The sequence below is a fragment of the Pseudomonas sp. R43(2017) genome (genome assembly GCF_002112345.1).
Taxonomy (GTDB): domain Bacteria; phylum Pseudomonadota; class Gammaproteobacteria; order Pseudomonadales; family Pseudomonadaceae; genus Aquipseudomonas; species Aquipseudomonas kribbensis.
On the sequence record NZ_NEHJ01000005.1, the window covers coordinates 71,815 to 94,699 of the forward strand.

Consider the following 22,885-nt stretch of genomic DNA (forward strand, 5'->3'; position numbering starts at 1 on the left):
AGTGTGTGCATTCCTTCGTGCCGAACAACCTCGAATCCCTCCAGATGAACATCAGCAGTGCCATGGTGGTGGCCGCCAGGCATTGGCGGAAGATCTGCCAGACCACGCTGGTCAACTATGGAATTTCCGAAGCCTGCGCCGTCCCGCTCTTGATGATCGGGCGGCTGGGGGAGCGTGTGCATCAGGTGCAGGTGGCACAGGCGGCGGGGATCGAGAGTCCTTCGCTGGTGCGGCTGCTCGATCAGTTGTGCCACGCCGGCTACGTCTGCCGCACTGAAGATCCGCAGGATCGCCGGGCCAAATGCCTGAGCCTCACCGACACCGGCCGCGAGCTGGTGCAGGCGGTGGAAGGCGAGCTGGTGCGTCTGCGTAATGAAGTGCTCGAAGGCATCGACCGGAGTGATCTGGAAGCTACGCTTCGAGTATTGAGGGCTTTCGAAGCGGCCAGTCCGCCAGCGGTGACCCATCCGTGAACGGCTTTTTTTCCGGCATTCCTCCGGCCCGGGACTGGTTCTACGGGATCCGTACCTTCGCGGCGTCGATGATCGCGCTGTACATCGCCTTGCTGATGCAGATGCCGCGTCCGTACTGGGCGATGGCCACGGTGTACATCGTTTCCAGCCCGTTCCTCGGGCCGACCAGTTCCAAGGCGCTGTATCGGGCGATCGGTACGTTCCTCGGCGCCGCTGCGGCGGTGCTGTTCGTGCCGATGTTCGTGCAGAGCCCGTATGTGCTGGTGGTGGTCATCGCGTTGTGGACCGGGATTCTGCTGTTCCTGTCCCTGCATCTGCGCACCGCCAACAACTATGCGCTGATGCTCGCCGGCTACACCTTGCCGCTGATCGCCCTGCCGGTGGTGGATAACCCGCTGGCCGTGTGGGACGTGGCGGAAGCGCGGACTGAAGAGATCTTCCTCGGCATTGCGGTCGCTGCCGTGGTCGGGGCGATGTTCTGGCCACGGCGCCTGGCGCCGGTGTTCAACGATGCCGTGGGCAAGTGGTTCGCCGATGCGACCACCTACAGCCTGAAGTTCCTCAGCCGCGACGTGAACCCCGAAGAAGTCACCGCCCTGCGCATGGCCATGGTCGGCAGTTTCAACAGTCTGGAACTGATGATCGGTCAGTTGCCCCACGAAGGCGCGCGGCCGCAGACGGTGCGCAACACCAAGGAACTGCGCGGGCGGATGATTCATCTGCTGCCGGTGATCGATGCGCTGGAGGATTCGCTCTACGCCCTCGAACGGCGCACGCCGGAACTGGTGGAAAAATTCGCGCCGCTGCTCACTGCCACCCGGGAATGGCTCGGCTACAAAGACGCCGATCTCGACCGCTGGCAAGCCCTGCGGGATCAGCTCGAAGCCCTGCAACCGAGCGCCGAAGCCCTGGAAGATCGCAAACAGTTGCTGTTCTCCAACGCGTTGTACCGCCTCGGCGAATTCATCGATCTGTGGCAGGACTGCCGCAGTCTGCAGGACGCGATCCTGTGCGAACGCCAGGACAGCTGGCGCGCGGTTTACCGCCACTGGCGCCTCGGTCGTCTGACGCCGTTCCTCGACCGTGGACTGATGCTGTATTCGGTGGCGTCGACCATTCTGGCGATCATCGTCGCCTCGACGCTGTGGATTCTGCTGGGCTGGACCGACGGCGGCAGCGCGGTGATTCTGGCGGCGGTGTCGTGCAGTTTCTTTGCCTCGATGGACGACCCGGCGCCGCAGATTTACCGGTTCTTTTTCTGGACCGGGATGTCGGTGCTGTTCGCCAGTCTGTACCTGTTTCTGGTGCTGCCGAACCTGCACGACTTCCCGATGCTGGTGCTGGCGTTTGCCATCCCGTTCATCTGCGTCGGTACGCTTACGGTGCAGCCACGGTTCTACCTCGGCATGTTGCTGACGCTGGTGAACACCTCGTCGTTCATCAGCATCCAGGGCGCCTACGACGCCGACTTCTTTGCGTTCGCCAACTCCAACCTGGCGGGGCCGCTGGGGCTGTTGTTCGCTTTCATCTGGACCCTGATCGCCCGGCCGTTCGGCGCCGAACTGGCGGCCAAGCGCCTGACCCGTTTCAGCTGGAAAGACATCGTCAGCATGACCGAGCCGGCGAACCTCGCCGAGCACCGGCAACTGGGCGTGCAGTTGCTCGACCGCTTGATGCAGCACCTGCCGCGTCTGGCGCTGACCGGTCAGGACACCGGCATCGCCATGCGCGAAGTGCGGGTGGGGCTGAACCTGCTCGACCTGCTGGCCTACACACCACGCGTGACCGGTGCGCCGAACGCGTTGCTGCAGCAAGTGGTGGCCGAGGTCGGCGAGTATTTCCGCGCCTGCCTCAAGGCCGGCGAACGCCTGCCGGCGCCGAGCGCCTTGCTGATGACCATGGACCGTACCCGTCGTGCGCTCAACGGCCACGGCGATGAAGAAACCCGACTACACCTGTTGCACGCCTTGAGCGGTTTGCGTCTGGCGCTGTTGCCCGGCGTTGAATTCGTCTCCAGTGCCGAGCCCGAAGAACCGCTTCCCGAAGGAGCGCCCCTATGATCGGTGACCTGGACATCAGCGGCATCTTCCTGCCGACCCTGCTGGTGCTGATGGGCATCACGTATGTGTTGTTTGTACTGGTACATGGCGTGCTCACACGCCTGCATTTTTACCGTCTGGTCTGGCACCGGGCATTGTTCAACGTGGCCCTCTACGCCGTGATGCTGTACGGCGTGGACTCACTCAGTCGATACCTGATGACATGAAAAAACCGTTTTTGACTATCGGTCGCGTGATGCTGACCTTGCTGATCGTGGCTTTCGCCGTCGTCGTGGTCTGGCGCATGGTGATGTATTACATGTTCGCGCCCTGGACCCGCGACGGCCACATCCGTGCCGACATCGTGCAGATTGCCCCGGATGTATCCGGGCTGATCCAGCAGGTCGAGGTCAAGGACAACCAGTTGGTGAAACGTGGCCAGGTGCTCTTCAGCATCGATCAGGACCGTTTCAAACTGGCGCTGCGTCAGGCCAAGGCAGCCGTTGCCGACCGCGAAGAAACCCTCGCTCAGGCCCAGCGTGAAGCCAAGCGTAACCGTGGTCTGGGCAATCTCGTGCCGGCGGAACAGCTGGAAGAAAGTCAGTCGAAAGTAGCCCGTGCGCAATCGGCACTGGCCGAAGCGCTGGTGACGGTGGACAGCGCCCAGCTCAACCTCGACCGTTCGGTGATCCGCAGCCCGGTGGACGGCTACGTCAACGACCGTGCGCCGCGCGCGCAAGAGTTCGTCACCGCCGGGCGTCCGGTGTTGTCGGTGGTGGACAGCAATTCGTTCCACATCGACGGCTATTTCGAAGAGACCAAACTCGACGGCATCCATATCGGTCAGTCGGTGGATATCCGCGTGATCGGCGACCGCGCCCGTTTGCGCGGGCATGTCGAAAGCATCGTCGCCGGCATCGAAGACCGTGACCGTTCGAGCGGCAGCAACCTGCTGCCCAACGTCAACCCGGCCTTCAGCTGGGTGCGTCTGGCCCAGCGGATTCCGGTGCGTATCGCCTTCGACGACGTACCGGAAGACTTCCGCATGATCGCCGGGCGTACCGCCACCGTATCGATCATCGACGATCAGCAGGAGCCCGCGAAATGAGCAGGGCCCTGATGATCGCCGGGCTGGGCATGATGCTGTCGGCCTGTTCCATGGTCGGGCCGGACTATCACCTGCCGGGTGATGCGGCGATTCAGCGCAAGGATTTTCAGGGCGATCTGGCGGTGGCCGGCAAGCCTGTAGTTTCTACTCCCGTGCCGGCGGACTGGTGGCGGTTGTATCGCGATCCGCGTCTGGATCAACTGGTGCAGCAGGCCATGGCCTCAAACACCGATCTGCGGGTGGCGGCGGCGAACCTGTCGCGGGCCCGTGCGCAGGTCGATGAGGCCGAGGCAGCCGGTGGCTGGAGCGGCGGCGTGAAAATGGGCGCCCAGCGCTTGCAGGAGTCCGGTCAGGCGTTTCTGTTGCCGGAGAAGGTCCCGGTGGCCAACGTCGCCGACATCGGCATCAGCGCGTCCTACCAGTTCGACCTGTGGGGCGTTCTGCAGCGCGGGATCGAAGCGGCGAAAGCCAACGCCGACGCGACTCAGGCCGCCGCCGACACCGCGCGCATCACCCTGGTCGCCGATGTGGTCCGGGCTTACACCCAGGTTTGTGCGGCCAACGAAGAACGGGAAATCGCTCAGCACTCCCTCGACCTGCAATCCCAGAGCACCACGCTGATCCAGCGTCTGCGCGATGCCGGGCGCGGCGACGAAACCCAGGTCACCCGTTCGCAGACCCAATTCAAGTCCCTGCGCGCCGATCTGCCGCGTTATGAAGCGGCGCGTCAGGCCGGGTTGTTCCGTCTGTCGATGCTGCTGGCCAAACCGGTCGATCAATTACCGGCCGGCACCGCGACCTGCGCCGAACTGCCGAAAATCGCCCAACTGGTGCCGGTCGGTGATGGCGCTGCATTGCTCAAGCGCCGTCCGGATATCCGCCAGGCCGAGCGTCGACTGGCCGCCGCGACCGCCGGGATCGGCGTTGCCACCGGCGAGCTGTACCCGGACATCAGCATCGGCGCGACCATCGGCACCGTCGGCATTGTTTCCGACCTTGGCGACCCGTCGACCAACCGCTGGGGCTTTGGCCCGTCGCTGAGCTGGAAGGTGCCGACCAACGGCGCCCGGGCACGGATCCGCGAAGCCGAAGCCTCGACCCAAGGCGCGCTGGCGCATTTCGACGGCGTGGTGCTCAACGCCATCCGTGAAACCCAGACCGGTCTGGCTCAGTACACCGCGCTGCTGCAACGCCGCGATGCCCTGGCCGATGCCGAGCAGTCGGCGAAGCTGGCGGCTGACCAGACTCACCGCTTCTTCCAGGCGGGCCGCGAGTCGTTCCTCGCCGATCTGCAAGCCACCCGCACCTACACCGATGTCACCGCGCAACTGGCCGCCGCCAACACCCAGGTTGCCATGAGCCAGATCGATTTGTTCCTCGCCCTCGGCGGCGGTTGGGAAAGCGGACGAACGCAAGCCTCGAGCGCCAGCAAACCCTGAGGCCGTTGCTATGCTTTGAAGTGTTGGAGGGGCGCCCAGAGCAAGGCGCCTTTTCAGTGCACATTGCTAGCGCAGGTCTAGGGGAAACCAATAATGAAAAACCCTTACGCTCTCGGCTTCTGGTGCGCCCTGGTCGCACTGGTGCTGCTGTCTGCCACCTATTTCTACGGCATCATGCTGGCCCATCAGATCGACAAGGCGATGGTCTTCCTCGACAGCGCGACCGCGTTGATCGCGGTGATGGCGATCGTCGTGGTGGCCTGGTCGCTGGTGCAGGTGCAACGACTCAAGAAGCGCCAGCTTGAGCAAAGCAAGACCCTGCTGCTGATCTGGGACACCAAAGTCGCGCTGCGCAAAGTCGAAACCGTGTTCGACCGCTACTTCTGGGGCAGCTACTGGCAACCCGGACGCACCTTCGCCGAGGTCATGGGCGAACTCACCGGCACCCCGCTGGAAAAAAGCCTCGAAGCCCTGAAAAAACAATGCCTGGAACTCGACAGGCAGGTCGCCGATGACGGCTGGCACTGGCTGAACAACGCCCGTGAACTGTCCGACGTGGCCACGGCCATGGCCCGCGAGCGCTATCAGCTGGATTTCTGTGATCCGCGTGGCGACGGGCCGGGCGGGGCGGTGATCGACCGGGATTTCGAGGTGCTCGTGTACACCTGGACCGCGAGGCTGAAAAGCTTCGATCATCAGCTCGACGAGATCGAGGTCCAATATTCCTGATCCCGAAAAGATCGCCGAACCCGGCGATCTTTTTGTTTGTCCATGTCCCGTGGACACTCTTTAACCTTTAAACATTGGGCCGCCCTGCGCGGCCAGTGCTAATCTCCACCGCTAAATTCAGCGGAGTCGAACCACGGCCCGGTCACGGGTTCACGGAAGACGACCATACATTCAGCCACGGAAATCGATCAGGTCATTCATGAATAAATCAGCAGGCGTGCTTCTCGGAATCGTTGTTGCCATCGGCGCCATCAGCGTCGGCGGGGCCTGGTATACGGGCACCAAGATTGAAGGCGTGCTCAACAACGCCGTCGTCGACGCCAACAAAGAGCTGCAAACCGCCATGGCCGGTTCCAACGGCAGCGCGTCGCTGGAGCTGGTATCGCTGGAGCGTCACACCTTCAGCAGCACCGCGCACTATCGCCTCAAGGGTGAAGGCGAGATGTTCGGCGAAGCGCCGGTCGAGCTGCTGTTCGTCGACCACATCGAACACGGCCCGCTGCCGTTCTCGCGTCTGGTCTCGCTGAAATGGTTGCCGGTCATGGCCACCAGTCACTACGAGCTGGAAAAGACTCCGGTCACCGAAAAATGGTTCGCCGCCACCAAGGGCGCTGCGCCACTCAAGGGTGTGGTCAACATCGGCTACGACCAGTCCACCACCGGCAACCTCGAACTGCTGCCGCTGGAAACCGCGCTGGATGACAAGTCGAGCCTGAAGTTTTCCGGTCTGAACATGGACATTTCCGCCAGCGCCCAGGCGCAGAAGGTCAAGGCCAATGGCTACATGGACAGCCTGCACCTGACCACCGTGGCCGAAGATCAGGCGCCGGTGCAGATCGAACTCAACGGCCTGACCCTGGCCAGCAACCTGAACAAGAGCAGCTACGGCTACTACACCGGTGAGAACACGCTGGAGCTGACCAGCAGCAAAACCACTTTCGGCGCCAAGCAGTTGGTGCTGGGCGTGAAGAACTTCGAGATGAAGAACCTCACCGAAGAGAACGGCAGCAACGCCTCCGGTCGTGCCGACTACAAAATCGGCGAAGTGACCCTCAACGACAAGAAAATCGGCTCGGCCAACCTGGCCATGAGCCTGAAAAACCTCGACATCCCGTCGGCCCTGTCGCTGATGCAGATCTACCAGACCAAACTGCAGCCGTACGAAAAAGCCGCCGCCGAAGCCACCGCCGCCGGCCTGCCGGCTCCCGAGCTGAACCTGACCGAAGCCGAGTCCGCGCAGGTTAAGGCTGACATGCAGAAATTGCTGGCCGCCGGCCCGCAACTGGCGCTGGAAGACCTGTCGCTGAAAACCGCCAACGGTGAAAGCCGCGCCAACCTGGTGCTCGACCTGACCAAACCGGCCTCGATGGACCTGCCGCCGGATCAACTGGGCAAACAACTGATCGCCCTGCTTGACCTCAATGTGCAGGTATCCAAGCCAATGCTGGTGGATCTGCTCAGCGTACAGGCCCAGATCGACGGTCAGACCGACGCCAAAGCGATTGTTGATCAGGCCAGCGCCGCGGCCGACATGTTCTCGGGCATGGCCGTGGGTTCGCAGCTGGCAACGCTGGATGGCACCAATGTGACGACCAAGTTGCACTACGCCGCCAATCAGGTGGAGTTCAACGGCCAGAAGATGACCGTCGAGCAATTCGTCGGTTTCCTGATGAGCAAATTTGCCGGCGTCAGCGTCAGCCAGGAACAGTAAAACCCCGCGCAATACCTCAGCGCCCGGCCTTTGCCTCCCGCAAACGCCGGGCGTTTTGCTGTCTGGAATCTGCGTTTGCGGCGAGCCCCCGCGTTTCCGGTCACGAATCTGAACAAATATTGTGTTCTGAATATTGGTCTACGCTTGCGTGCAAGACTGCTTGGATTAGCTTGGCCGAGTGATACCGACTTGGCCTCCGTCACGAATCGGGCAAGGGGGGGCGTAGCTACCCGGCTGGCCATGTAAGGATGCTGACGAATGCCGCGTATTGATGTTCCCGTATTACATCGTGGTTTACGCCCTTTGTTTCGAGTCGCGCTGTGCAGCCAGTTGCTCTGGCCCGCATTGGCGCTGGCCGATACGCCCTATGATCAGATGGTGCGTGATGCGCGTGCCGGGCAAACCACGCCAGCACTGAACGTGCTGCGTCAGGTTCCGCCGGGCCAGTCGACCACCGGGCAGGTCAGCGATCACCTGCAAATCGCCAGTTGGGCCGGGCTCGATGCCGAAGTGATCAAGGTTTATGAAACCGAGGGCCGCAACCGTGTCCTGCCCGTTCAGGCCCTGACCGCCACCGCCCGCGCCTATCGCAATCTCAAGCGTTGGGATCAGGCCACCGAGGTCTACAACAAGGCCCTGGCGCTGGAGCCGAACAATGCCGACCTGCAACTGGGTCTGGCGTTGACCCAGGCTGATTCCGGCAAACCCGATGAAGCCGTGGCCCGCGCCAAGGCGTTGGTTGCCGCGAAACCCGATGATCCATCCCGCCGTCTAGCACTGGGCTATGCCCTGACCCGCGCCGGCAAACAATACGACGCACTGTTTGAATACGATCAGGCCTTCGTTCGCGCCGGCAGCAAACCGGAAGTCGCCCGTGAATACGTGGTCGCCCTGCAAAAGGCTCGCCTGCCCGAGCCTGCACTGCGCCTGGCCAACCAGCGGCCGGGATTGATCGATCCGGTGACCCTGCGCCGCCTCGAAGGCGATCTGGCTGCCGAACGGGTGCGTCTCGCGGAATTCGCTACCCGCAGCGAAAAAGAACGCTACGTGATCGCCGACCGCGCACTGGCCGACTACGACAAACTGCTCGCCACCTGGACCCCCGACGCCAGCGCCCACGATGACGTGACCCGCTGGCGCATCGATCGCATGGGCGCCCTCAAGGCCCGGGCGCGCACCGCCGACGTCATTACCGAATACCAGAAGCTGCAAGCCGAAGGCGTGAAGATTCCGACCTACGCCCTGCGCTGGGTGGCCGCGTCCTATCTGGATCAGCGTCAGCCGGAAGTTTCTACCGACCTGTATCGCCAGGTGCTCTCGGCACCGGACGCCGATGCCGGTGATCGCCTCGAAGACACCACCGCGCTGTACTACTCGCTGCTGGAAAGCGACCGTGCCGAAGAAGCACGCAAGGTCGCCGAAGACCTGGCCAAAAACGAGAAACCCCGCGTAGAACTCAAGGGTCTGCCGATCGGCAACCCCAGCGACGACTGGATGGACGCCCAATTGCTGTCGGCCCAGGCCGCCGGCACCTACGGCGCGGACCTGCCCCATGGCGAGGACCGTTTGCAGACACTGGTCGATCAGGCGCCGGGCAACGTCGGTTTGCGCCTGTCCCAGGCCGATCTGTACCTGGCCCGCCAATGGCCGCGTCGTGCGGAAAGTCAGCTCAAGGAAGTCGAGAGCATGGTGCCCCGGGACATGGGCCTGGAAGTCGCTCAGGCCCGCACGGCCATGACGCTTCAGGAATGGAGGCAGATGGATGCCCTGACCGACGACGTCGTCGAGCGATTCCCGGACAACCGCCAGGTGCAGCGAGCGGCCCGCGAGCGTGAAGTGCATGACATGTCCGAGCTGCGCGTCGAAGCCTACGGCGGCAAGGCCAATGGCGGCAGCGGTGGCAATGCCGGCGCGGTCAGCGGCAGCCGGGACTTCGGCATCCAGAGCACGCTGTACAGTCCGCCGATCGATGAAGACTGGCGGGTGTTCGCGGGGATCGGTTACGCCACTGGCGACTTTGCCGAGGGTACCGGCAATCACCGCTTCCAGCGTGTCGGTCTGGAGCGTCGCACCCGTGACATGACCCTTGAAGCCGAAGTCTCCAACCATTCCTACGGTTACGGCGACAAGCAGGGCGCTCGTCTGGCGATTGCCCGGGACATCAACGACAACTGGCAGTACGGCGGCAGCCTTGAATACCTGTCGGCCGACACCCCGCTGCGGGCGTTGAACAGCAACATCAAGGCCAACGGCGGCAGCGGTTTCATCCGCTGGCGCGCCAACGAAAGCCGCGAGTGGAAACTGTCGGTCAGCCCTTCGCATTTCAGCGACGGCAACAACCGCGTCGAAGCCTTGCTGACCGGGCGCGAGGGCGTCTACAGCACGACTCATGTGCAGGTCGATGCCGGTCTGGAAGTCAGCACCAGCCACAACTCGAATTCCGAAGACGTGCCTTACTACAACCCGAAGGCGGACTTCAGCGTGATGCCGACGGTCAACGTCAACCACGTGCTCTACCACCGCTACGAAACCTCCTGGAGCCAGCAGTTCCAGGCCGGTGCGGGTACGTACAGCCAGCGAGACCACGGCACCGGCGGCATGGCGATGCTCGGCTACGGCCAGCGTTATGCCTGGAACGACGTATTCGAGGTGGGCGGCTTGTTCAGTGTGATCAACCGGCCCTACGACGGTGATCGGGAAACCGATCTGCGTCTGCTCGTCGACCTCACTTTCCGCTTCTAGAAGAGTTTGAAGATGCCTTTTATTTCGCGTTTCATCCTTCTGCTGGGAGTGCTGCTGGTCAGCGCCTGCGCCCAGCAAGCCCCGGCCTTCGCGCCGCCGTCCGAGCGCCCGGTGGCGGCCAATGAAAAGCCATGGCCGAAAAACCACGTGTTGGGCATCGCCTATCACGACGTCGAGGATCGTGATCCCGATCAGGCCGTGGTGGCGGTGCGCACCGAGCGCATGATCGAGCAACTGGCGTGGCTGCGGGAAAACGACTACAAGCCGGTGACGGTCGATCAGATCATGGCCGCGCGCAAAGGTGGGCCGGAACTGCCGCCCAAAGCGATCCTGCTCAGCTTCGACGACGGCTACGCGAGTTTCTACACCCGCGTGATGCCGGTGCTGCGCGCCTATAACTGGCATGCGCTGCTGGCACCGGTGGGCGTCTGGATCGACACGCCGCTGAATCAGCCGGTGGATTTTGCCGGCGCCATGCGCCCGCGTTCCGACTTCCTGACCTGGGATCAGGTGCGCGAAATTTCGCAATCCGGCCTGGTGGAAATCGCAGCTCACACCGACGCCAGCCACAAAGGCATCCTCGCCAACCCGCAAGGCAACATGCAGCCGGCGGCGGCGACCCGGCGTTATGACCCTGTGACCAAACGTTATGAGTCTGAGGCGGATTTCCAGGCGCGGATTCGCACCGACGTGGCCACCATCTCGGAAAAAATCCGCAAGGCCACCGGCAAGAAACCACGGGTCTGGGTCTGGCCCTACGGCACGGCGGACGGTACTTCACTGACTGTGGTAAGTGAGCAGGGTTACGAAATGGCCCTGACCCTCGACGACGGTCTCGATGCCCTCGACAACCTGATGAGCAGCCCACGGTTCCTCGTTGCGTCCGACCCGGATGGCGAACACTTCGCCAACAGCATCGTCGCGGTGCAGTCGGACTTCGCCATGCGCGTGGTGCACGTGGATCTGGATAACGTCTATGACCCGGATCCGGCGCAGCAGGAAGTGAACCTCGGCAAGCTGATCCAGCGCATGGCCGACATGGGCGCCAACACCGTGTTCCTGCAAGCCTTCGCTGATCCGAAAGGCGATGGCCTGGTGCATTCGCTGTACTTCCCCAACCGCCACTTGCCGGTGCGTGCCGATATTTTCGACCGTGTCGCCTGGCAACTGCGTACCCGGGCTCACGTGAAAGTGTTCGCCTGGATGCCGGTGCTGAGTTTTGCGCTGGATTCAAAACTGCCGCGAGTCACGCGTTGGGATCCGAAGACCGGCACCACTTCAGTCGACCCGGATCAGTACAAGCGACTGTCGCCGTTCGATCCCGAGGTGCGGCGGATCATCGGTGAAATCTACGAAGACGTGGCGCGCCTGACCTCGGTCGACGGCATCCTCTACCACGATGACGCCGTGCTGTCGGATTTCGAGGACGCCAGCCCCGAAGCGTTGAAGGCCTATGCCGCTCACGGTCTGCCGGGCTCGATTGCCGCCCTGCGTGAAGATCCGGCGGCCATGCAGCGCTGGACCCGGTTCAAGAGCCGTTACCTGATCGACTTCACTAACGAACTGACCGCCAAGGTCCGGGCGATCCGTGGCCCGCAGGTGCTGACTGCGCGCAACATCTTCGCCGAGCCGATTCTCAACCCCGAGAGCGAAGCGTGGTTCGCGCAGAACCTCGACGACTTCCTCGTGAGCTACGACTGGACGGCGCCGATGGCCATGCCGCTCATGGAAAAACAGACCCATGCGCAATCCGGCCCGTGGCTGGAAGAACTGGTGGCGAAGATCAAACAGCGCCCCGGTGCGCTGGATCGCACGGTGTTCGAATTGCAGGCCCGGGACTGGACGAAAAAGGATCAGGCCGACATCGACGGTGTTCAACTGGCCGACTGGATGGGCCGCCTCAAGCGTCAGGGCGCGACGAGTTTCGGCTACTACCCGGACAACTTCCTCGAGAACCTGCCGGACCTGAAAACCGTGCGGCCTGCGCTCTCCAACAAATGGAACCCATGACATGCTGGATAGACTGCTGGCCCTGCTTGTTCTGGCGATCGTCCTCGGCGTCCCGCTGGGGCTGATCTTCCTGGTCACCGGGCAATTCCTGATGGACTTCGTGTTCTTCTACCCGCTGTTTATGTCCGGGTTGTGGATTTCCGGCGGCCTGTATTTCTGGCTGCACTGGGAACGACACTGGCCGTGGAAGGACGACACGCTGCCACCACCGCTGGAAGGCGAACCGCTGATTTCGATCCTGATCCCTTGCTACAACGAGGGCGACAACGCCGCCGATACCATTCACGCGGCGCTGGCCCAGCATTACCCGAACATCGAAGTCATCGCGATCAACGACGGTTCCAAGGACAACACCGCGCAAGTGCTGGATGCGCTGGCCAAAGAAGACCCACGTTTGCGGGTGCTGCACCTGGCGGAAAACCAGGGCAAGGCCGTGGCCCTGCGCATGGGCGCCATTGCTGCGCGCAGTGAATATCTGGTGTGCATCGACGGTGACGCGCTGCTGGCGCCGAACACCGCTGCTTATCTCGTGGCACCGATGCTCGACAACGCGCGGCTTGGCGCGGTGACCGGCAACCCGCGGATCCGCACGCGTTCCACCCTGGTCGGGCGGGTTCAGGTCGGCGAGTTCTCGTCGATCATCGGGCTGATCAAGCGTACCCAGCGGGTGTTCGGGCGGATCTTCACCGTGTCCGGTGTGATCGTCGCGTTTCGTCGTACCGCGCTGAACCGGGTCGGCTACTGGAGCCCGGACATGATCACCGAAGACATTGATATCAGCTGGAAACTGCAACTGGATCACTGGAGCATCTTCTACGAGCCCCGCGCCCTGTGCTGGATCCTGATGCCGGAAACCTTGCGCGGCCTGTGGAAGCAGCGCCTGCGCTGGGCCCAGGGCGGTGCCGAAGTGCTGTTCAAGAACATTCGCGGGATCTGGCAGTACCGTCACCGTTATCTGTGGCCGCTGCTGTTCGAATACTGCCTGTCGACCGGTTGGGCATTCACTTTCCTGCTGTCGGTGATCTTCTGGGCGATGGGCAAGTTCATGGTCATGCCCGAGGCCATTGCCGTGCATCACCTGATGCCTCCGGCCTTTACCGGGCTGCTGCTGGCGTTTGTCTGCCTGGTGCAGTTCGCGGTCAGCATCATCATCGACCGACGCTATGAGCCGGGTCTGGGCAGAACCATGTTCTGGGTGGTCTGGTATCCGTTGGTGTTCTGGTTCATCAGTCTGCTGACCACACTGGTCAGCTTTCCGAAGGTGCTGTTCGGCCAGCATCAGAAGCGTGCGCGCTGGGTCAGCCCTGACCGGGGCATCAAACCGGCAGGCGACGACGAAGAGGAGGTCATCAAATGAAAATCATCCGGACCCGCCAGCGGCCATTCCTGGTGGTGATCGACGTGATCCTCACGGTGCTGGCCTGGGTTGGCCTGCTGTATTTGCTGGTGCGCGGGCTGTGGCCGCTGATTGAAACCCATGCCGGCGGGCCGCGCATCGACAACTCGGCGTTCGAAGCCCTTGGCACCTTGCAGATTTATTTGTGGGTGGCGCTGGTCAACGCCGTGATCCTGATTTCCTGGGCCCGTTATCAACAGCGCAAGAGCCGCAGTTTCGCCCAGCGTCGTCTGGCCGCGCCGGTGGTCGACGATGACGGCCTGAGCAAAAGCTTCAAGCTGTGCGATGACCGCCTGCAGAAGCTGCGCAGCCCGGGCGTCATCACCATCCACAACAATCAGGACGGTGATGTCAGTCACGTGGTGCCGCACCTGTGGCCGGTGGAACCGGCGGAACTGCCGCCACCCCTGGCGCCGCTGGAGCATCCGCGGGTGATTTTTCTGCATGCCGAGGACGACGATAACCGTGAGCCGACGAACCGTCTGTAAGCGCGGTGATACCAATGGGCGTCATTTGCCACTGCCACGGCACGAACGGTACAGCTATAGTCTGCAGGCCGAAGACGGCCCAACTGCACAAGGTGCTCCCGGAATGACCCGATTGACCTCTCTCAACCCTTGGCTGGCGGCCGTTGCCGTCGCCCTTTGCGTGCAGTTTCCGGCGCAGGCCCAAGAGCGTTTCACCCTCAGCATTCCCGGTGTTTCGGACAACCGTCTGTTCACCGCGGCGGCAGCCAGTGACGCCGCCGGTTGCGGCGGCAAGAACCTGTCCCCGGCGCTGAGCTGGAACGCCGGCCCGGCCGCCACCCAGAGCTACGCCATCGTGATGCATGATCCGGACGGCCAGAAAGGCCTGGGCGTCGATCATTGGGTTCATTACGGCATCAAGGCCACGACCCGGCAGATCCCGGCCGGCAGCGGCACCAAGCCGACTTTCGAAGGCCTGGGCGGCACCAACAGCAAAGGCACGACCACTTATGTCGGGCCGTGCCCGCCGACCGGTGACAGTGCGCACCACTACATCATCCAGATCTATGCACTGGACCTGGCCCCCGACGCCTTGCCGGCCGGCCTGACCCGCGCTCAACTGCTGGAAAAGATCAAAGGTCATGTACTGCGCAACAGCAGTGCAGTGCGGCGTTATCACCGCTGAAAAAAATTCGGCGGCGTTTAACCCGAACTGAAAGGGCTGTCCGTCTCAGAGGTTGAATGGATCAATTCTTCCTCGAGGTCAGCCCCATGTCTCTTCCATCGACGCTTCTGCGACCCCTGGCTGCCGGTGTGCTGTTGGTCGTCGCCGGTTGCGGTGTTTCCTCCAACCCGGAATCCGCCGCCGTGCGGTCACCGGCACAGTCCCCGTCAAAACCCGTAGCGCAACAAGAGAGGGTCATGGCCGATCACTCTTTGGCCAAGCGCAGTGCATTGGCGGTGCCGACGGCCAGTTTTGCACCGATGCCCGCCGGGGAAAGTTATCCACAGGACTATCGCGCCGAGCCGCGCGAGCAATATGAAACCCTGGCCGATAACCCGATTCACAGCGTTGCCGAAACGCCCGTCTCGACCTTCAGTGCCGATGTGGATACCGGCGCCTACGCCAACGTCCGCCGTCTGCTGAATCAGGGCCGTCTGCCGCCGGAAGGCGCGGTGCGGCTGGAGGAGATGGTCAATTACTTTCCCTATGACTATGCGTTGCCCACTGACGGATCGCCATTCGGCGTGACCACTGAACTGGCCGCTTCTCCCTGGAACCCGCACACCCGGTTGCTGCGCATCGGCATCAAGGCGTCTGACCGTTCAGTAGCGGAACTGGCACCGGCCAACCTGGTGTTTCTGGTGGATGTCTCCGGCTCGATGGACCGTCGCGAGGGGCTGCCGCTGGTCAAAAGCACCTTGAAGCTGCTGGTCGATCAATTGCGCGAGCAGGACCGCGTATCGCTGGTGGTTTATGCCGGCGAATCCAGAGTGGTGCTGGAGCCGACGTCCGGACGGGAAAAAGCGAAAATTCGCACAGCCATCGAGCAGTTGACTGCGGGAGGCTCGACCGCTGGTGCCTCCGGAATCGAACTGGCCTACCAAATGGCGCAACAAGCCTTCATTCCCAAAGGCATCAACCGCATCCTGCTGGCCACCGACGGTGACTTCAACGTCGGCGTCAGCGACTTCGACAGCCTCAAGCAAATGGCTGTGGATAAACGCAAGACCGGGATTTCCCTGACCACCCTGGGTTTCGGTGTGGATAACTACAATGAACACCTGATGGAACAACTGGCGGACGCCGGCGACGGCAACTACGCCTACATCGACAATCTGCGTGAAGCGCGCAAGGTCTTGGTGGATCAGTTGGGTTCGACTCTCGCCGTGGTGGCGAAAAACGTCAAATTGCAGGTGGAATTCAACCCGGCGCAGGTCAGTGAATACCGGCTGCTCGGCTACGAAAACCGCGCGCTCAAGCGTGAGGATTTCAGCAATGACAAGGTCGATGCCGGTGAAATCGGTGCAGGCCATACGGTTACCGCGCTGTATGAAATTGTCCCGGCCGGCGAGAAGGGCTGGCTGGAGCCGCTGCGTTACGGAAAAACCGATGCAGTGGTTTCCGAGAAGAAAGGAGAATTGGCGATGCTGCGTGTGCGATATCAAAAGCCTGAAGGTGGGAAAAGTCTGCTGATCGAGCGGCCGATTGCCAGTCAGGTGGCGCCCGCCAGTAAAGACCTGCGTTTTGCTGCCGCCGTCGCTGCGTTTTCCCAGCAGCTCAAGGATGGCCGCTATACCGGTGATTTCAGCCTCAAGGACACCGAAGCGCTGGCCCGAGGTGCCCGTGGTGATGATCGCTTCGGTCTGCGCAACGAGTTCGTGCAACTGGTGGAACTGGCGCAGAGCCTGCGGACTTCGACCGCGTCCAACACGATGCCGACCGAGCGACGGATTGAATAGTGAGCCGCCTGAAGGGGTTTATCAGCCAGCTGTTTGCCAGCGCAGACAGCCTTGAGGCCAGCAGCGACGAATCGCTGCTGGCCCGTTATCGCGAGGGCGACGGCAAGGCGTTCGAGATCTTGTACGCCCGCCATCGCCAGAGCCTGTACCGGTTTCTGCTCGGGTTGAGCGGCAAACCGGAACTGGCCGAAGAGGTGTATCAGGAAACCTGGCTGAGCCTGATCCGCAGCGCCAGTCAGCCACAAGGTCGGGCGACTTTTCGTACCTGGCTGTTCCAGATTGCCCGCAACCGTCTGATCGATCACTGGCGCAAGCACGGCGCCCATCAGCCGTTGCATGACAGCTACGACGAACAGACCCATGCGGTCAGTGACGACGCGAGCGATCCTGAACAGTTGCTGAGCCTCAGTCGCGACAGCCAGCGCCTGGACAGCGCCCTGCAAATCTTGCCCGCCGACCAGCGCGAAGTGTTCCTGCTGCGCGCCCACGGCGACCTCGACCTGGCGCAAATCGCCAGCCTCACCGAAACACCGCTGGAAACCGTCAAGAGCCGCTTGCGCTACGCCCAGCACAAACTGCGTCGGCTGCTGGCCGAGGAGGTACTGACATGACGGACACCCGCCAGACACCCGAAGAGCAACTGCTCAGACATGTGCGCGAACAGCACAACGCCGAACCGCCGGAGCATCTCGATGCGCTAATTCTCGACGCTGCACATCGTCAGGTCTCGCCGGCGAAACCAAGTCTGTGGCAGCGTTGGCTCAAGGTCTGCCAGACGCCGCGTTATCAGGTGGCTTTCGCCAGTCTGGTCGGTATCGCGCTGATGCTGTCGCTGGTGCAGCGCGCCCCGGAACCTGTGGCTCATTACGATTTCGCTCCTGCCACAAAACCTGCTGCTCCACTGGCCCAAAAGGAAGCTGTTGAATCCCGAAGATTGTCAGCCCCTGCGGGCGCGTTATCCGCACCGGCACCCGCACCAATGGCGGAAATGGCTGCGCCGATGCAAAGCGAATCGATCAGCGCCGACAGAGCTGACGAAGCCAAAGCCAGCAAGCGCGCCGCCGCCCCGGCCAATGGCCTCGACGAGCAACTGCGCGAAGTCCTGCGCCTGCGCGAATCCGGTCAATCACAGGCTGCCGACACCCTGTACAACAATCTGCACAAGCGTTACCCGAGCGTGAATCTGGACCTGCGCCTCGAACAAATCCGCCAGAACTGACCGGTTGATCGTCCAGCCATTTGGCATTGCCCCGCAAAAACGCGCACTATCGGGGCATTGCCGATGCGCTGGAGGATGCCGTGGCCCAAAAAATCGACCGCATCGCCCAAATGCTCAACTGCCCGGTGAAGGGCGAGGAACTGCGGCGAGCAGTGACGGAGAGTCGCAAGGAGTTTCTTCTGGCCAAGCAGGCAGAAGAAGATCTGCAGGAAGACGTTCTTGATGACGAGTGGATCGAGGACGACGAAGACGATGATGAATATGACGAGTTTGACTGGACGACGGAGTGAGCCGCCAACCAGCAGGCACAAAAAAGCCTCAGACCTTTCGGCCTGAGGCTTTTTCGTTTCTGTTCATGGCGCACCAGGCGGGATTCGAACCCACGACCCCTGCCTTCGGAGGGCAGTACTCTATCCAGCTGAGCTACTGGTGCAGCGGGCGACATCATACCTAGGTCGGCTCGGGGCGTCCATGCCGGTTTTTGCCGGCTCATTGTCAGTGTTTGTGTCGGGTGAGGGCGCATTCCAAAAGGCTGTAACGTCCTGCAAAACGCTCTCGTGGCAGTTTGGCGAAGCTGTTCTATTGTTTTCCTGCGGCGGGTTCTTCGATCGCCTTACTCAGGGAGAAAAGCATGAGCGTCGTCAATCCTCAAATCACCGATTCCGTCACCCAGTCGAATGTGCAGGTCGTCGGTTCGGCACCGGCCACGGCCATTGCCACGCTGACCCAGGTCACCAGTCATGCGGTCAGTCTGGCGCTGCAGAACGCAGTCAGCCATCAGCAGGCGATGAACATTATCGGCAATGCCACGGTGGCAGCGGCCGTGCAGCAGATTCTGGCGGTGGGAGGGCGCTCCTGATGGCCGGGGAAAAGGCGCAGAGCGATAACGTGGAGCAACCGACCGTCGATCCGGCTGCTGCCGCCGCAGCGTTGCTCGAATCGCTCAATGAACATTTGCTCAAGCAATCGGCAGAGGGTGTGGGTGCCGAAGCCCTGAACCGGCAGATTGTCGATGCGGTGAACCTGCTCAACACACAGCTTGCTGCTCACGCGCCTGCTCTGGCGCAGCTGGGTTCTGAACTGCTGGTTCGTCAGGCCAGCGGGCTGGTGGCGCAGTCGGCGGCGAGCTACTTCGATGGTGTCACCAAGCTCGCTCTGGCCTCTCAAGGTGTACTGCTGCGCCAGATGACCGAGAGCATCATCAAGGATGACCTCGACGCGGCTACCGAAAGTGCGCTCGGCGCCTTGAATACCCATCTGCTGGTAGGCGGCGCTGCAGCGGTGGCCGCGGCGAGCGGAGTGCTGGACGCCGACGGGGTGAATCAGGCACTCGAGCGAATCAACCAGAGCATTGCCCAGTTCAGCGCCAGCCATCCCGAGCGGTCCGCGGGCGCCTGAGCAATATTTGCAACACCCACTGTCCCTTGAAAGGAGTCCGAACATGGCAACCGTGAATGATCAGATCACCGATGCGGTCACCCAGACCAGCGTCAAGGTGGTGGCCGAGGCACCGGCCATGGCGATGGGCAGCATTTATCAAAGCATGGCGCACTCGACCGGCATCCTGTTCGAGAACGCCGTCAGCGCCCAGCAGCAACAGAACACGCTGGCTCAGGCGGCAACCAACCAGGGGGTGATGCAGATTTACAGCGTCGATACCACGGCTGGCGCCGCTGCTACGGAAAAGCTGGGGCAGGCGGGTGTCGCTGACAACCTGACGAGTCTGTTGACGGTGCTCAAATCGTTTCAGAACAAGTAGTCACGCCCCTCTATTCCCTGCCGTTCGGCGGCGGCAGGGAACGGGGGCGTCTGTACGTTGATCCGAAATGTTCAGCAATTGCGGCGTTTTTGTTCTTTTTTTCGAACGACCTATTGTCCTTTACCCCCTTTGATCCTAGGATCCGTTTGAGATTTCAAACGCTCTTTGATCGGGTGCCGAGCCGCACGTGTTTGCAACCGTGCACTATTCAGGTGCTTGAGCCCGGTAAATGATTTCCCTGACGGCAGCCTTGCGAGGCGCCTTTCTACAATCATAATTTTGCTCCGCGCTGGCCGCGGTGCTGTTAAGGAAAGCCGACATGCAGCTTAAAGACACCCAGTTGTTCCGCCAGCAAGCCTTCATCGATGGCGCTTGGGTCGACGCGGACAACGGTCAGACGATCAAGGTCAACAACCCGGCCACCGGCGAAATCCTCGGCACCGTGCCGAAGATGGGCGCTGCCGAAACCCGCCGCGCGATTGAAGCCGCTGACAAAGCGCTGCCGGCCTGGCGTGCACTGACCGCCAAGGAGCGTGCAGGCAAGCTGCGTCGCTGGTTCGAGCTGATCATCGAAAACCAGGAAGACCTGGCTCGTCTGATGACCCTGGAGCAGGGCAAGCCACTGGCCGAAGCCAAGGGCGAAATCGTTTACGCCGCTTCGTTCATCGAGTGGTTCGCCGAAGAAGCCAAGCGTATCTACGGTGACGTGATTCCGGGCCACCAGCCTGACAAGCGCCTGATCGTGATCAAGCAGCCGATCGGCGTGACCGCCGCTATCACCCCGTGGAACTTCCCGGCGGCGATGATCACCCGTAAAGCAGGCCCGGCCCTGGCCGCCGGTTGCACCATGGTGCTCAAGCCTGCCTCGCAAACCCCGTTCTCCGCTTTCGCCCTGGCCGAACTGGCCCAGCGCGCCGGCATCCCTAAAGGTGTGTTCAGCGTGGTGTCCGGCAGCGCCGGCGACATCGGCAGCGAGCTGACCAGCAACCCGATCGTGCGCAAGCTGTCCTTCACCGGCTCGACCGAAATCGGTCGTCAGCTGATGTCGGAATGCGCCAAGGACATCAAGAAAGTTTCCCTGGAACTGGGCGGCAACGCGCCGTTCATCGTGTTCGACGACGCAGACCTGGATAAGGCCGTCGAAGGCGCGATCATTTCCAAGTACCGCAATAACGGCCAGACCTGCGTCTGCGCCAACCGTCTGTACATTCAGGATTCGGTCTACGACGCCTTCGCCGAGAAGCTGAAAGCGGCTGTCGCCAAGCTGAAGATCGGCAACGGTCTGGAAGACGGCACCACCACTGGCCCGCTGATCGACGAGAAAGCTGTAGCCAAGGTGCAAGAGCACATCGCCGACGCCGTTGCCAAAGGCGCCACCGTGCTGGCCGGCGGCAAGCAGATGGAAGGCAACTTCTTCGAGCCGACCATCCTGACCAACGTGCCGAAAAATGCTGCAGTGGCCAAGGAAGAAACCTTCGGTCCGCTGGCGCCGCTGTTCCGCTTCAAAGACGAAGCCGAAGTGATCGCGATGTCGAACGACACCGAGTTCGGTCTGGCTTCGTACTTCTACGCTCGTGACCTGGGCCGTGTGTTCCGTGTGGCTGAAGCCCTGGAATACGGCATGGTCGGCGTCAACACCGGGCTGATCTCCAACGAAGTCGCGCCGTTCGGCGGCATCAAGGCCTCGGGCCTGGGCCGTGAAGGCTCCAAGTACGGCATCGAAGATTACCTGGAAATCAAATACCTCTGCCTGGGCATCTAAGCCTCGGTAGAAGATCGCTGTAAACGCAAAGGGCACGAGAGCGCTGTCCCTTTGCGTCGTTTCAAACCGGAATTTTCTCTGCGGCCGGGAACGCCGTGGCAGTCGATCATCGCATGCTGCCACCGCCGATTCCTCCCGCTTAATCCTTGAACCACGCCGCCCGATGAGCGGTGAATGAGGACTGTAATGAGCAAGACTAACGCTGACTTGATGGCCCGCCGTACCGCTGCTGTTCCACGTGGTGTTGGCCAGATTCACCCGATCTTCGCCGAGTCCGCGAAGAACGCGACCGTGACCGACGTTGAAGGTCGCGAGTTCATCGACTTCGCCGGCGGTATCGCCGTACTGAACACCGGCCACGTGCACCCGAAAATCATCGCCGCCGTGACCGAACAGCTGAACAAGCTGACTCACACCTGCTTCCAGGTTCTGGCCTACGAGCCGTACGTTGAGCTGTGCGAAAAAATCAACGCTCGCGTACCGGGCGACTTCGCCAAGAAAACCCTGCTGGTGACCACCGGTTCCGAAGCCGTTGAAAACGCCGTGAAGATCGCCCGTGCTGCCACTGGCCGTGCCGGCGTGATCGCTTTCACCGGCGCTTACCACGGCCGTACCATGATGACCCTGGGCCTGACCGGTAAAGTCGTGCCTTACTCGGCCGGCATGGGCCTGATGCCAGGCGGCATCTTCCGCGCGCTGTACCCGAACGAACTGCACGGCGTGAGCATCGACGACTCGATCGCTTCCATCGAGCGCATCTTCAAGAACGACGCCGAGCCGAAAGACATCGCCGCGATCATCATCGAGCCTGTGCAGGGTGAAGGTGGTTTCTACGTCGCGCCGAAAGAGTTCATGAAGCGTCTGCGTGCCCTGTGCGACCAGCACGGCATCCTGCTGATCGCTGACGAAGTGCAGACCGGCGCTGGCCGTACCGGCACCTTCTTCGCCATGGAACAGATGGGCGTTGCCGCCGACCTGACCACCTTCGCCAAATCCATCGCTGGCGGCTTCCCGTTGGCCGGTGTCTGCGGCAAGGCCGAGTACATGGACGCCATCGCTCCAGGCGGCCTGGGCGGCACCTACGCCGGTAGCCCGATCGCTTGCGCTGCGGCCCTGGCCGTGATGGAAGTGTTCGAAGAAGAAAAACTGCTGGACCGCTGCAAGGCTGTCGGCGAGCGTCTGGTCACCGGCCTGAAGGCCATCCAGGCCAAGTACCCGGTGATCGGCGAAGTCCGTGCCCTGGGCGCGATGATCGCGGTCGAGCTGTTCGAAAACGGCGACAGCCACAAGCCAAACCCGACTGCCGTAGCAGCAGTGGTGGCCAAGGCACGCGACAAGGGCCTGATCCTGCTGTCTTGCGGCACCTACGGCAACGTTCTGCGCGTACTGGTTCCGCTGACCTCGCCGGACGAGCAACTGGACAAAGGTCTGGCGATCATCGAAGAGTGCTTCTCGGAGCTGTAATGCCGGGCACTGTGTGATCGGATCGACAAAAAACCCGCTTCGGCGGGTTTTTTTACGCTTGCTGAAACACATACCCCGCATTCGAGCTGTATCGAAGCGCCAGC

The 22,885-nt window shown here is 62.0% G+C and carries 21 protein-coding genes and 1 tRNA gene; 21 read left to right on the forward strand and 1 reads right to left on the reverse strand.

Annotated elements, in window-relative coordinates; translation table 11 throughout:
* The first annotated feature begins 44 nt into the window (after positions 1 to 44).
* From CAG02_RS15185 to CAG02_RS15260, 16 genes are all read left to right on the forward strand, one after another.
* Complete coding sequence (locus CAG02_RS15185; protein ID WP_085712633.1) at positions 45 to 473, forward strand: MarR family winged helix-turn-helix transcriptional regulator; 429 nt, start codon at positions 45 to 47, stop codon at positions 471 to 473.
* The gene (locus CAG02_RS15190) at positions 470 to 2,533 is read left to right on the forward strand and encodes an FUSC family protein (RefSeq protein ID WP_085712634.1); all 2,064 of its coding nucleotides are present in this window, start codon (positions 470 to 472) and stop codon (positions 2,531 to 2,533) included. The genes CAG02_RS15185 and CAG02_RS15190 overlap by 4 nt, the downstream gene beginning before the upstream one ends.
* Positions 2,530 to 2,739 carry a DUF1656 domain-containing protein gene (locus CAG02_RS15195; RefSeq protein ID WP_007957657.1) on the forward strand — a complete coding sequence of 70 codons (210 nt, stop codon included), beginning with the start codon at positions 2,530 to 2,532 and terminating at the stop codon, positions 2,737 to 2,739. The genes CAG02_RS15190 and CAG02_RS15195 overlap by 4 nt, the downstream gene beginning before the upstream one ends.
* On the forward strand, positions 2,736 to 3,620 hold the full coding sequence (locus CAG02_RS15200; RefSeq protein WP_085712635.1) for an HlyD family secretion protein: 885 nt from the start codon (positions 2,736 to 2,738) through the stop codon (positions 3,618 to 3,620). The genes CAG02_RS15195 and CAG02_RS15200 overlap by 4 nt, the downstream gene beginning before the upstream one ends.
* On the forward strand, positions 3,617 to 5,059 hold the full coding sequence (locus CAG02_RS15205; protein ID WP_085712636.1) for an efflux transporter outer membrane subunit: 1,443 nt from the start codon (positions 3,617 to 3,619) through the stop codon (positions 5,057 to 5,059). Before CAG02_RS15200 ends, CAG02_RS15205 begins: the two co-directional genes overlap by 4 nt.
* Before the next feature lie 93 nt (positions 5,060 to 5,152).
* A complete protein-coding gene (locus CAG02_RS15210; protein ID WP_085712637.1) occupies positions 5,153 to 5,788 on the forward strand; it encodes an NADH:ubiquinone oxidoreductase subunit N in 636 nt (211 codons plus the stop codon).
* Positions 5,789 to 5,987: 199 nt separating this feature from the next.
* Entirely contained in the window at positions 5,988 to 7,499 is a 1,512-nt protein-coding gene (locus tag CAG02_RS15215; protein ID WP_085712638.1) for a YdgA family protein, read from the forward strand.
* A gap of 258 nt (positions 7,500 to 7,757) precedes the next feature.
* A complete protein-coding gene (pgaA, locus tag CAG02_RS15220) occupies positions 7,758 to 10,241 on the forward strand; it encodes a poly-beta-1,6 N-acetyl-D-glucosamine export porin PgaA (protein WP_085712639.1) in 2,484 nt (827 codons plus the stop codon).
* A 12-nt stretch (positions 10,242 to 10,253) separates the two neighbouring features.
* On the forward strand, positions 10,254 to 12,251 hold the full coding sequence (gene pgaB / locus CAG02_RS15225; RefSeq protein ID WP_085712640.1) for a poly-beta-1,6-N-acetyl-D-glucosamine N-deacetylase PgaB: 1,998 nt from the start codon (positions 10,254 to 10,256) through the stop codon (positions 12,249 to 12,251).
* A gap of 1 nt (position 12,252) precedes the next feature.
* The gene (pgaC, locus tag CAG02_RS15230) at positions 12,253 to 13,608 is read left to right on the forward strand and encodes a poly-beta-1,6-N-acetyl-D-glucosamine synthase (protein WP_085712641.1); all 1,356 of its coding nucleotides are present in this window, start codon (positions 12,253 to 12,255) and stop codon (positions 13,606 to 13,608) included.
* Positions 13,605 to 14,135, forward strand: a complete 531-nt coding sequence (gene pgaD, locus CAG02_RS15235) for a poly-beta-1,6-N-acetyl-D-glucosamine biosynthesis protein PgaD (RefSeq protein ID WP_085712642.1) — start codon at positions 13,605 to 13,607, stop codon at positions 14,133 to 14,135. The genes pgaC and pgaD overlap by 4 nt, the downstream gene beginning before the upstream one ends.
* A gap of 103 nt (positions 14,136 to 14,238) precedes the next feature.
* Positions 14,239 to 14,799, forward strand: coding sequence for a YbhB/YbcL family Raf kinase inhibitor-like protein (locus tag CAG02_RS15240; protein ID WP_085712643.1), 561 nt, complete (start codon positions 14,239 to 14,241; stop codon positions 14,797 to 14,799).
* Between the two features lie 86 nt (positions 14,800 to 14,885).
* Positions 14,886 to 16,577, forward strand: coding sequence for a VWA domain-containing protein (locus tag CAG02_RS15245; RefSeq protein ID WP_085712794.1), 1,692 nt, complete (start codon positions 14,886 to 14,888; stop codon positions 16,575 to 16,577).
* A 29-nt stretch (positions 16,578 to 16,606) separates the two neighbouring features.
* Positions 16,607 to 17,188: an RNA polymerase sigma factor gene (locus CAG02_RS15250; RefSeq protein WP_256576855.1), complete on the forward strand. Its 582-nt coding sequence runs from the start codon at positions 16,607 to 16,609 to the stop codon at positions 17,186 to 17,188.
* Complete coding sequence (locus tag CAG02_RS15255; RefSeq protein ID WP_085712645.1) at positions 17,185 to 17,796, forward strand: hypothetical protein; 612 nt, start codon at positions 17,185 to 17,187, stop codon at positions 17,794 to 17,796. The genes CAG02_RS15250 and CAG02_RS15255 overlap by 4 nt, the downstream gene beginning before the upstream one ends.
* A 20-nt stretch (positions 17,797 to 17,816) precedes the next feature.
* Positions 17,817 to 18,086: a hypothetical protein gene (locus CAG02_RS15260; protein WP_244220768.1), complete on the forward strand. Its 270-nt coding sequence runs from the start codon at positions 17,817 to 17,819 to the stop codon at positions 18,084 to 18,086.
* Between the two features lie 66 nt (positions 18,087 to 18,152).
* Here the strand turns inward: CAG02_RS15260 and CAG02_RS15265 are convergent.
* Positions 18,153 to 18,229 (reverse strand) — tRNA-Arg (locus CAG02_RS15265).
* A gap of 198 nt (positions 18,230 to 18,427) precedes the next feature.
* Here CAG02_RS15265 and CAG02_RS15270 point away from each other — a divergent pair.
* The 5 genes from CAG02_RS15270 (at position 18,428) to gabT (ending at position 22,781) form a co-directional block, all read left to right on the forward strand.
* Positions 18,428 to 18,655 carry a RebB family R body protein gene (locus CAG02_RS15270; protein ID WP_085712646.1) on the forward strand — a complete coding sequence of 76 codons (228 nt, stop codon included), beginning with the start codon at positions 18,428 to 18,430 and terminating at the stop codon, positions 18,653 to 18,655.
* Positions 18,655 to 19,194: a hypothetical protein gene (locus tag CAG02_RS15275; protein WP_085712647.1), complete on the forward strand. Its 540-nt coding sequence runs from the start codon at positions 18,655 to 18,657 to the stop codon at positions 19,192 to 19,194. Before CAG02_RS15270 ends, CAG02_RS15275 begins: the two co-directional genes overlap by 1 nt.
* Positions 19,195 to 19,237: 43 nt before the next feature.
* The gene (locus tag CAG02_RS15280) at positions 19,238 to 19,555 is read left to right on the forward strand and encodes a RebB family R body protein (protein ID WP_085712648.1); all 318 of its coding nucleotides are present in this window, start codon (positions 19,238 to 19,240) and stop codon (positions 19,553 to 19,555) included.
* A gap of 319 nt (positions 19,556 to 19,874) precedes the next feature.
* Positions 19,875 to 21,317, forward strand: coding sequence for an NADP-dependent succinate-semialdehyde dehydrogenase (gene gabD, locus CAG02_RS15285; protein ID WP_085712649.1), 1,443 nt, complete (start codon positions 19,875 to 19,877; stop codon positions 21,315 to 21,317).
* A 186-nt stretch (positions 21,318 to 21,503) separates the two neighbouring features.
* The gene (gene gabT / locus CAG02_RS15290; RefSeq protein ID WP_085684283.1) at positions 21,504 to 22,781 is read left to right on the forward strand and encodes a 4-aminobutyrate--2-oxoglutarate transaminase; all 1,278 of its coding nucleotides are present in this window, start codon (positions 21,504 to 21,506) and stop codon (positions 22,779 to 22,781) included.
* Positions 22,782 to 22,885 lie beyond the last annotated feature (104 nt).

Excerpts from the sequence above, each read along its gene's own strand:
- CAG02_RS15185 (WP_085712633.1), top strand. The coding sequence starts at position 45 with ATGAACATCAGCAGTGCCATGGTGGTGGCCGCCAGGCATTGGCGGAAG.
- CAG02_RS15195 (WP_007957657.1), top strand. The coding sequence starts at position 2,530 with ATGATCGGTGACCTGGACATCAGCGGCATCTTCCTGCCGACCCTGCTG.
- CAG02_RS15200 (WP_085712635.1), top strand. The coding sequence starts at position 2,736 with ATGAAAAAACCGTTTTTGACTATCGGTCGCGTGATGCTGACCTTGCTG.
- CAG02_RS15205 (WP_085712636.1), top strand. The coding sequence starts at position 3,617 with ATGAGCAGGGCCCTGATGATCGCCGGGCTGGGCATGATGCTGTCGGCC.
- CAG02_RS15210 (WP_085712637.1), top strand. The coding sequence starts at position 5,153 with ATGAAAAACCCTTACGCTCTCGGCTTCTGGTGCGCCCTGGTCGCACTG.
- CAG02_RS15215 (WP_085712638.1), top strand. The coding sequence starts at position 5,988 with ATGAATAAATCAGCAGGCGTGCTTCTCGGAATCGTTGTTGCCATCGGC.
- pgaA (WP_085712639.1), top strand. The coding sequence starts at position 7,758 with ATGCCGCGTATTGATGTTCCCGTATTACATCGTGGTTTACGCCCTTTG.
- pgaB (WP_085712640.1), top strand. The coding sequence starts at position 10,254 with ATGCCTTTTATTTCGCGTTTCATCCTTCTGCTGGGAGTGCTGCTGGTC.
- pgaC (WP_085712641.1), top strand. The coding sequence starts at position 12,253 with ATGCTGGATAGACTGCTGGCCCTGCTTGTTCTGGCGATCGTCCTCGGC.
- pgaD (WP_085712642.1), top strand. The coding sequence starts at position 13,605 with ATGAAAATCATCCGGACCCGCCAGCGGCCATTCCTGGTGGTGATCGAC.
- CAG02_RS15240 (WP_085712643.1), top strand. The coding sequence starts at position 14,239 with ATGACCCGATTGACCTCTCTCAACCCTTGGCTGGCGGCCGTTGCCGTC.
- CAG02_RS15245 (WP_085712794.1), top strand. The coding sequence starts at position 14,886 with ATGTCTCTTCCATCGACGCTTCTGCGACCCCTGGCTGCCGGTGTGCTG.
- CAG02_RS15255 (WP_085712645.1), top strand. The coding sequence starts at position 17,185 with ATGACGGACACCCGCCAGACACCCGAAGAGCAACTGCTCAGACATGTG.
- CAG02_RS15270 (WP_085712646.1), top strand. The coding sequence starts at position 18,428 with ATGAGCGTCGTCAATCCTCAAATCACCGATTCCGTCACCCAGTCGAAT.
- CAG02_RS15275 (WP_085712647.1), top strand. The coding sequence starts at position 18,655 with ATGGCCGGGGAAAAGGCGCAGAGCGATAACGTGGAGCAACCGACCGTC.
- CAG02_RS15280 (WP_085712648.1), top strand. The coding sequence starts at position 19,238 with ATGGCAACCGTGAATGATCAGATCACCGATGCGGTCACCCAGACCAGC.
- gabD (WP_085712649.1), top strand. The coding sequence starts at position 19,875 with ATGCAGCTTAAAGACACCCAGTTGTTCCGCCAGCAAGCCTTCATCGAT.
- gabT (WP_085684283.1), top strand. The coding sequence starts at position 21,504 with ATGAGCAAGACTAACGCTGACTTGATGGCCCGCCGTACCGCTGCTGTT.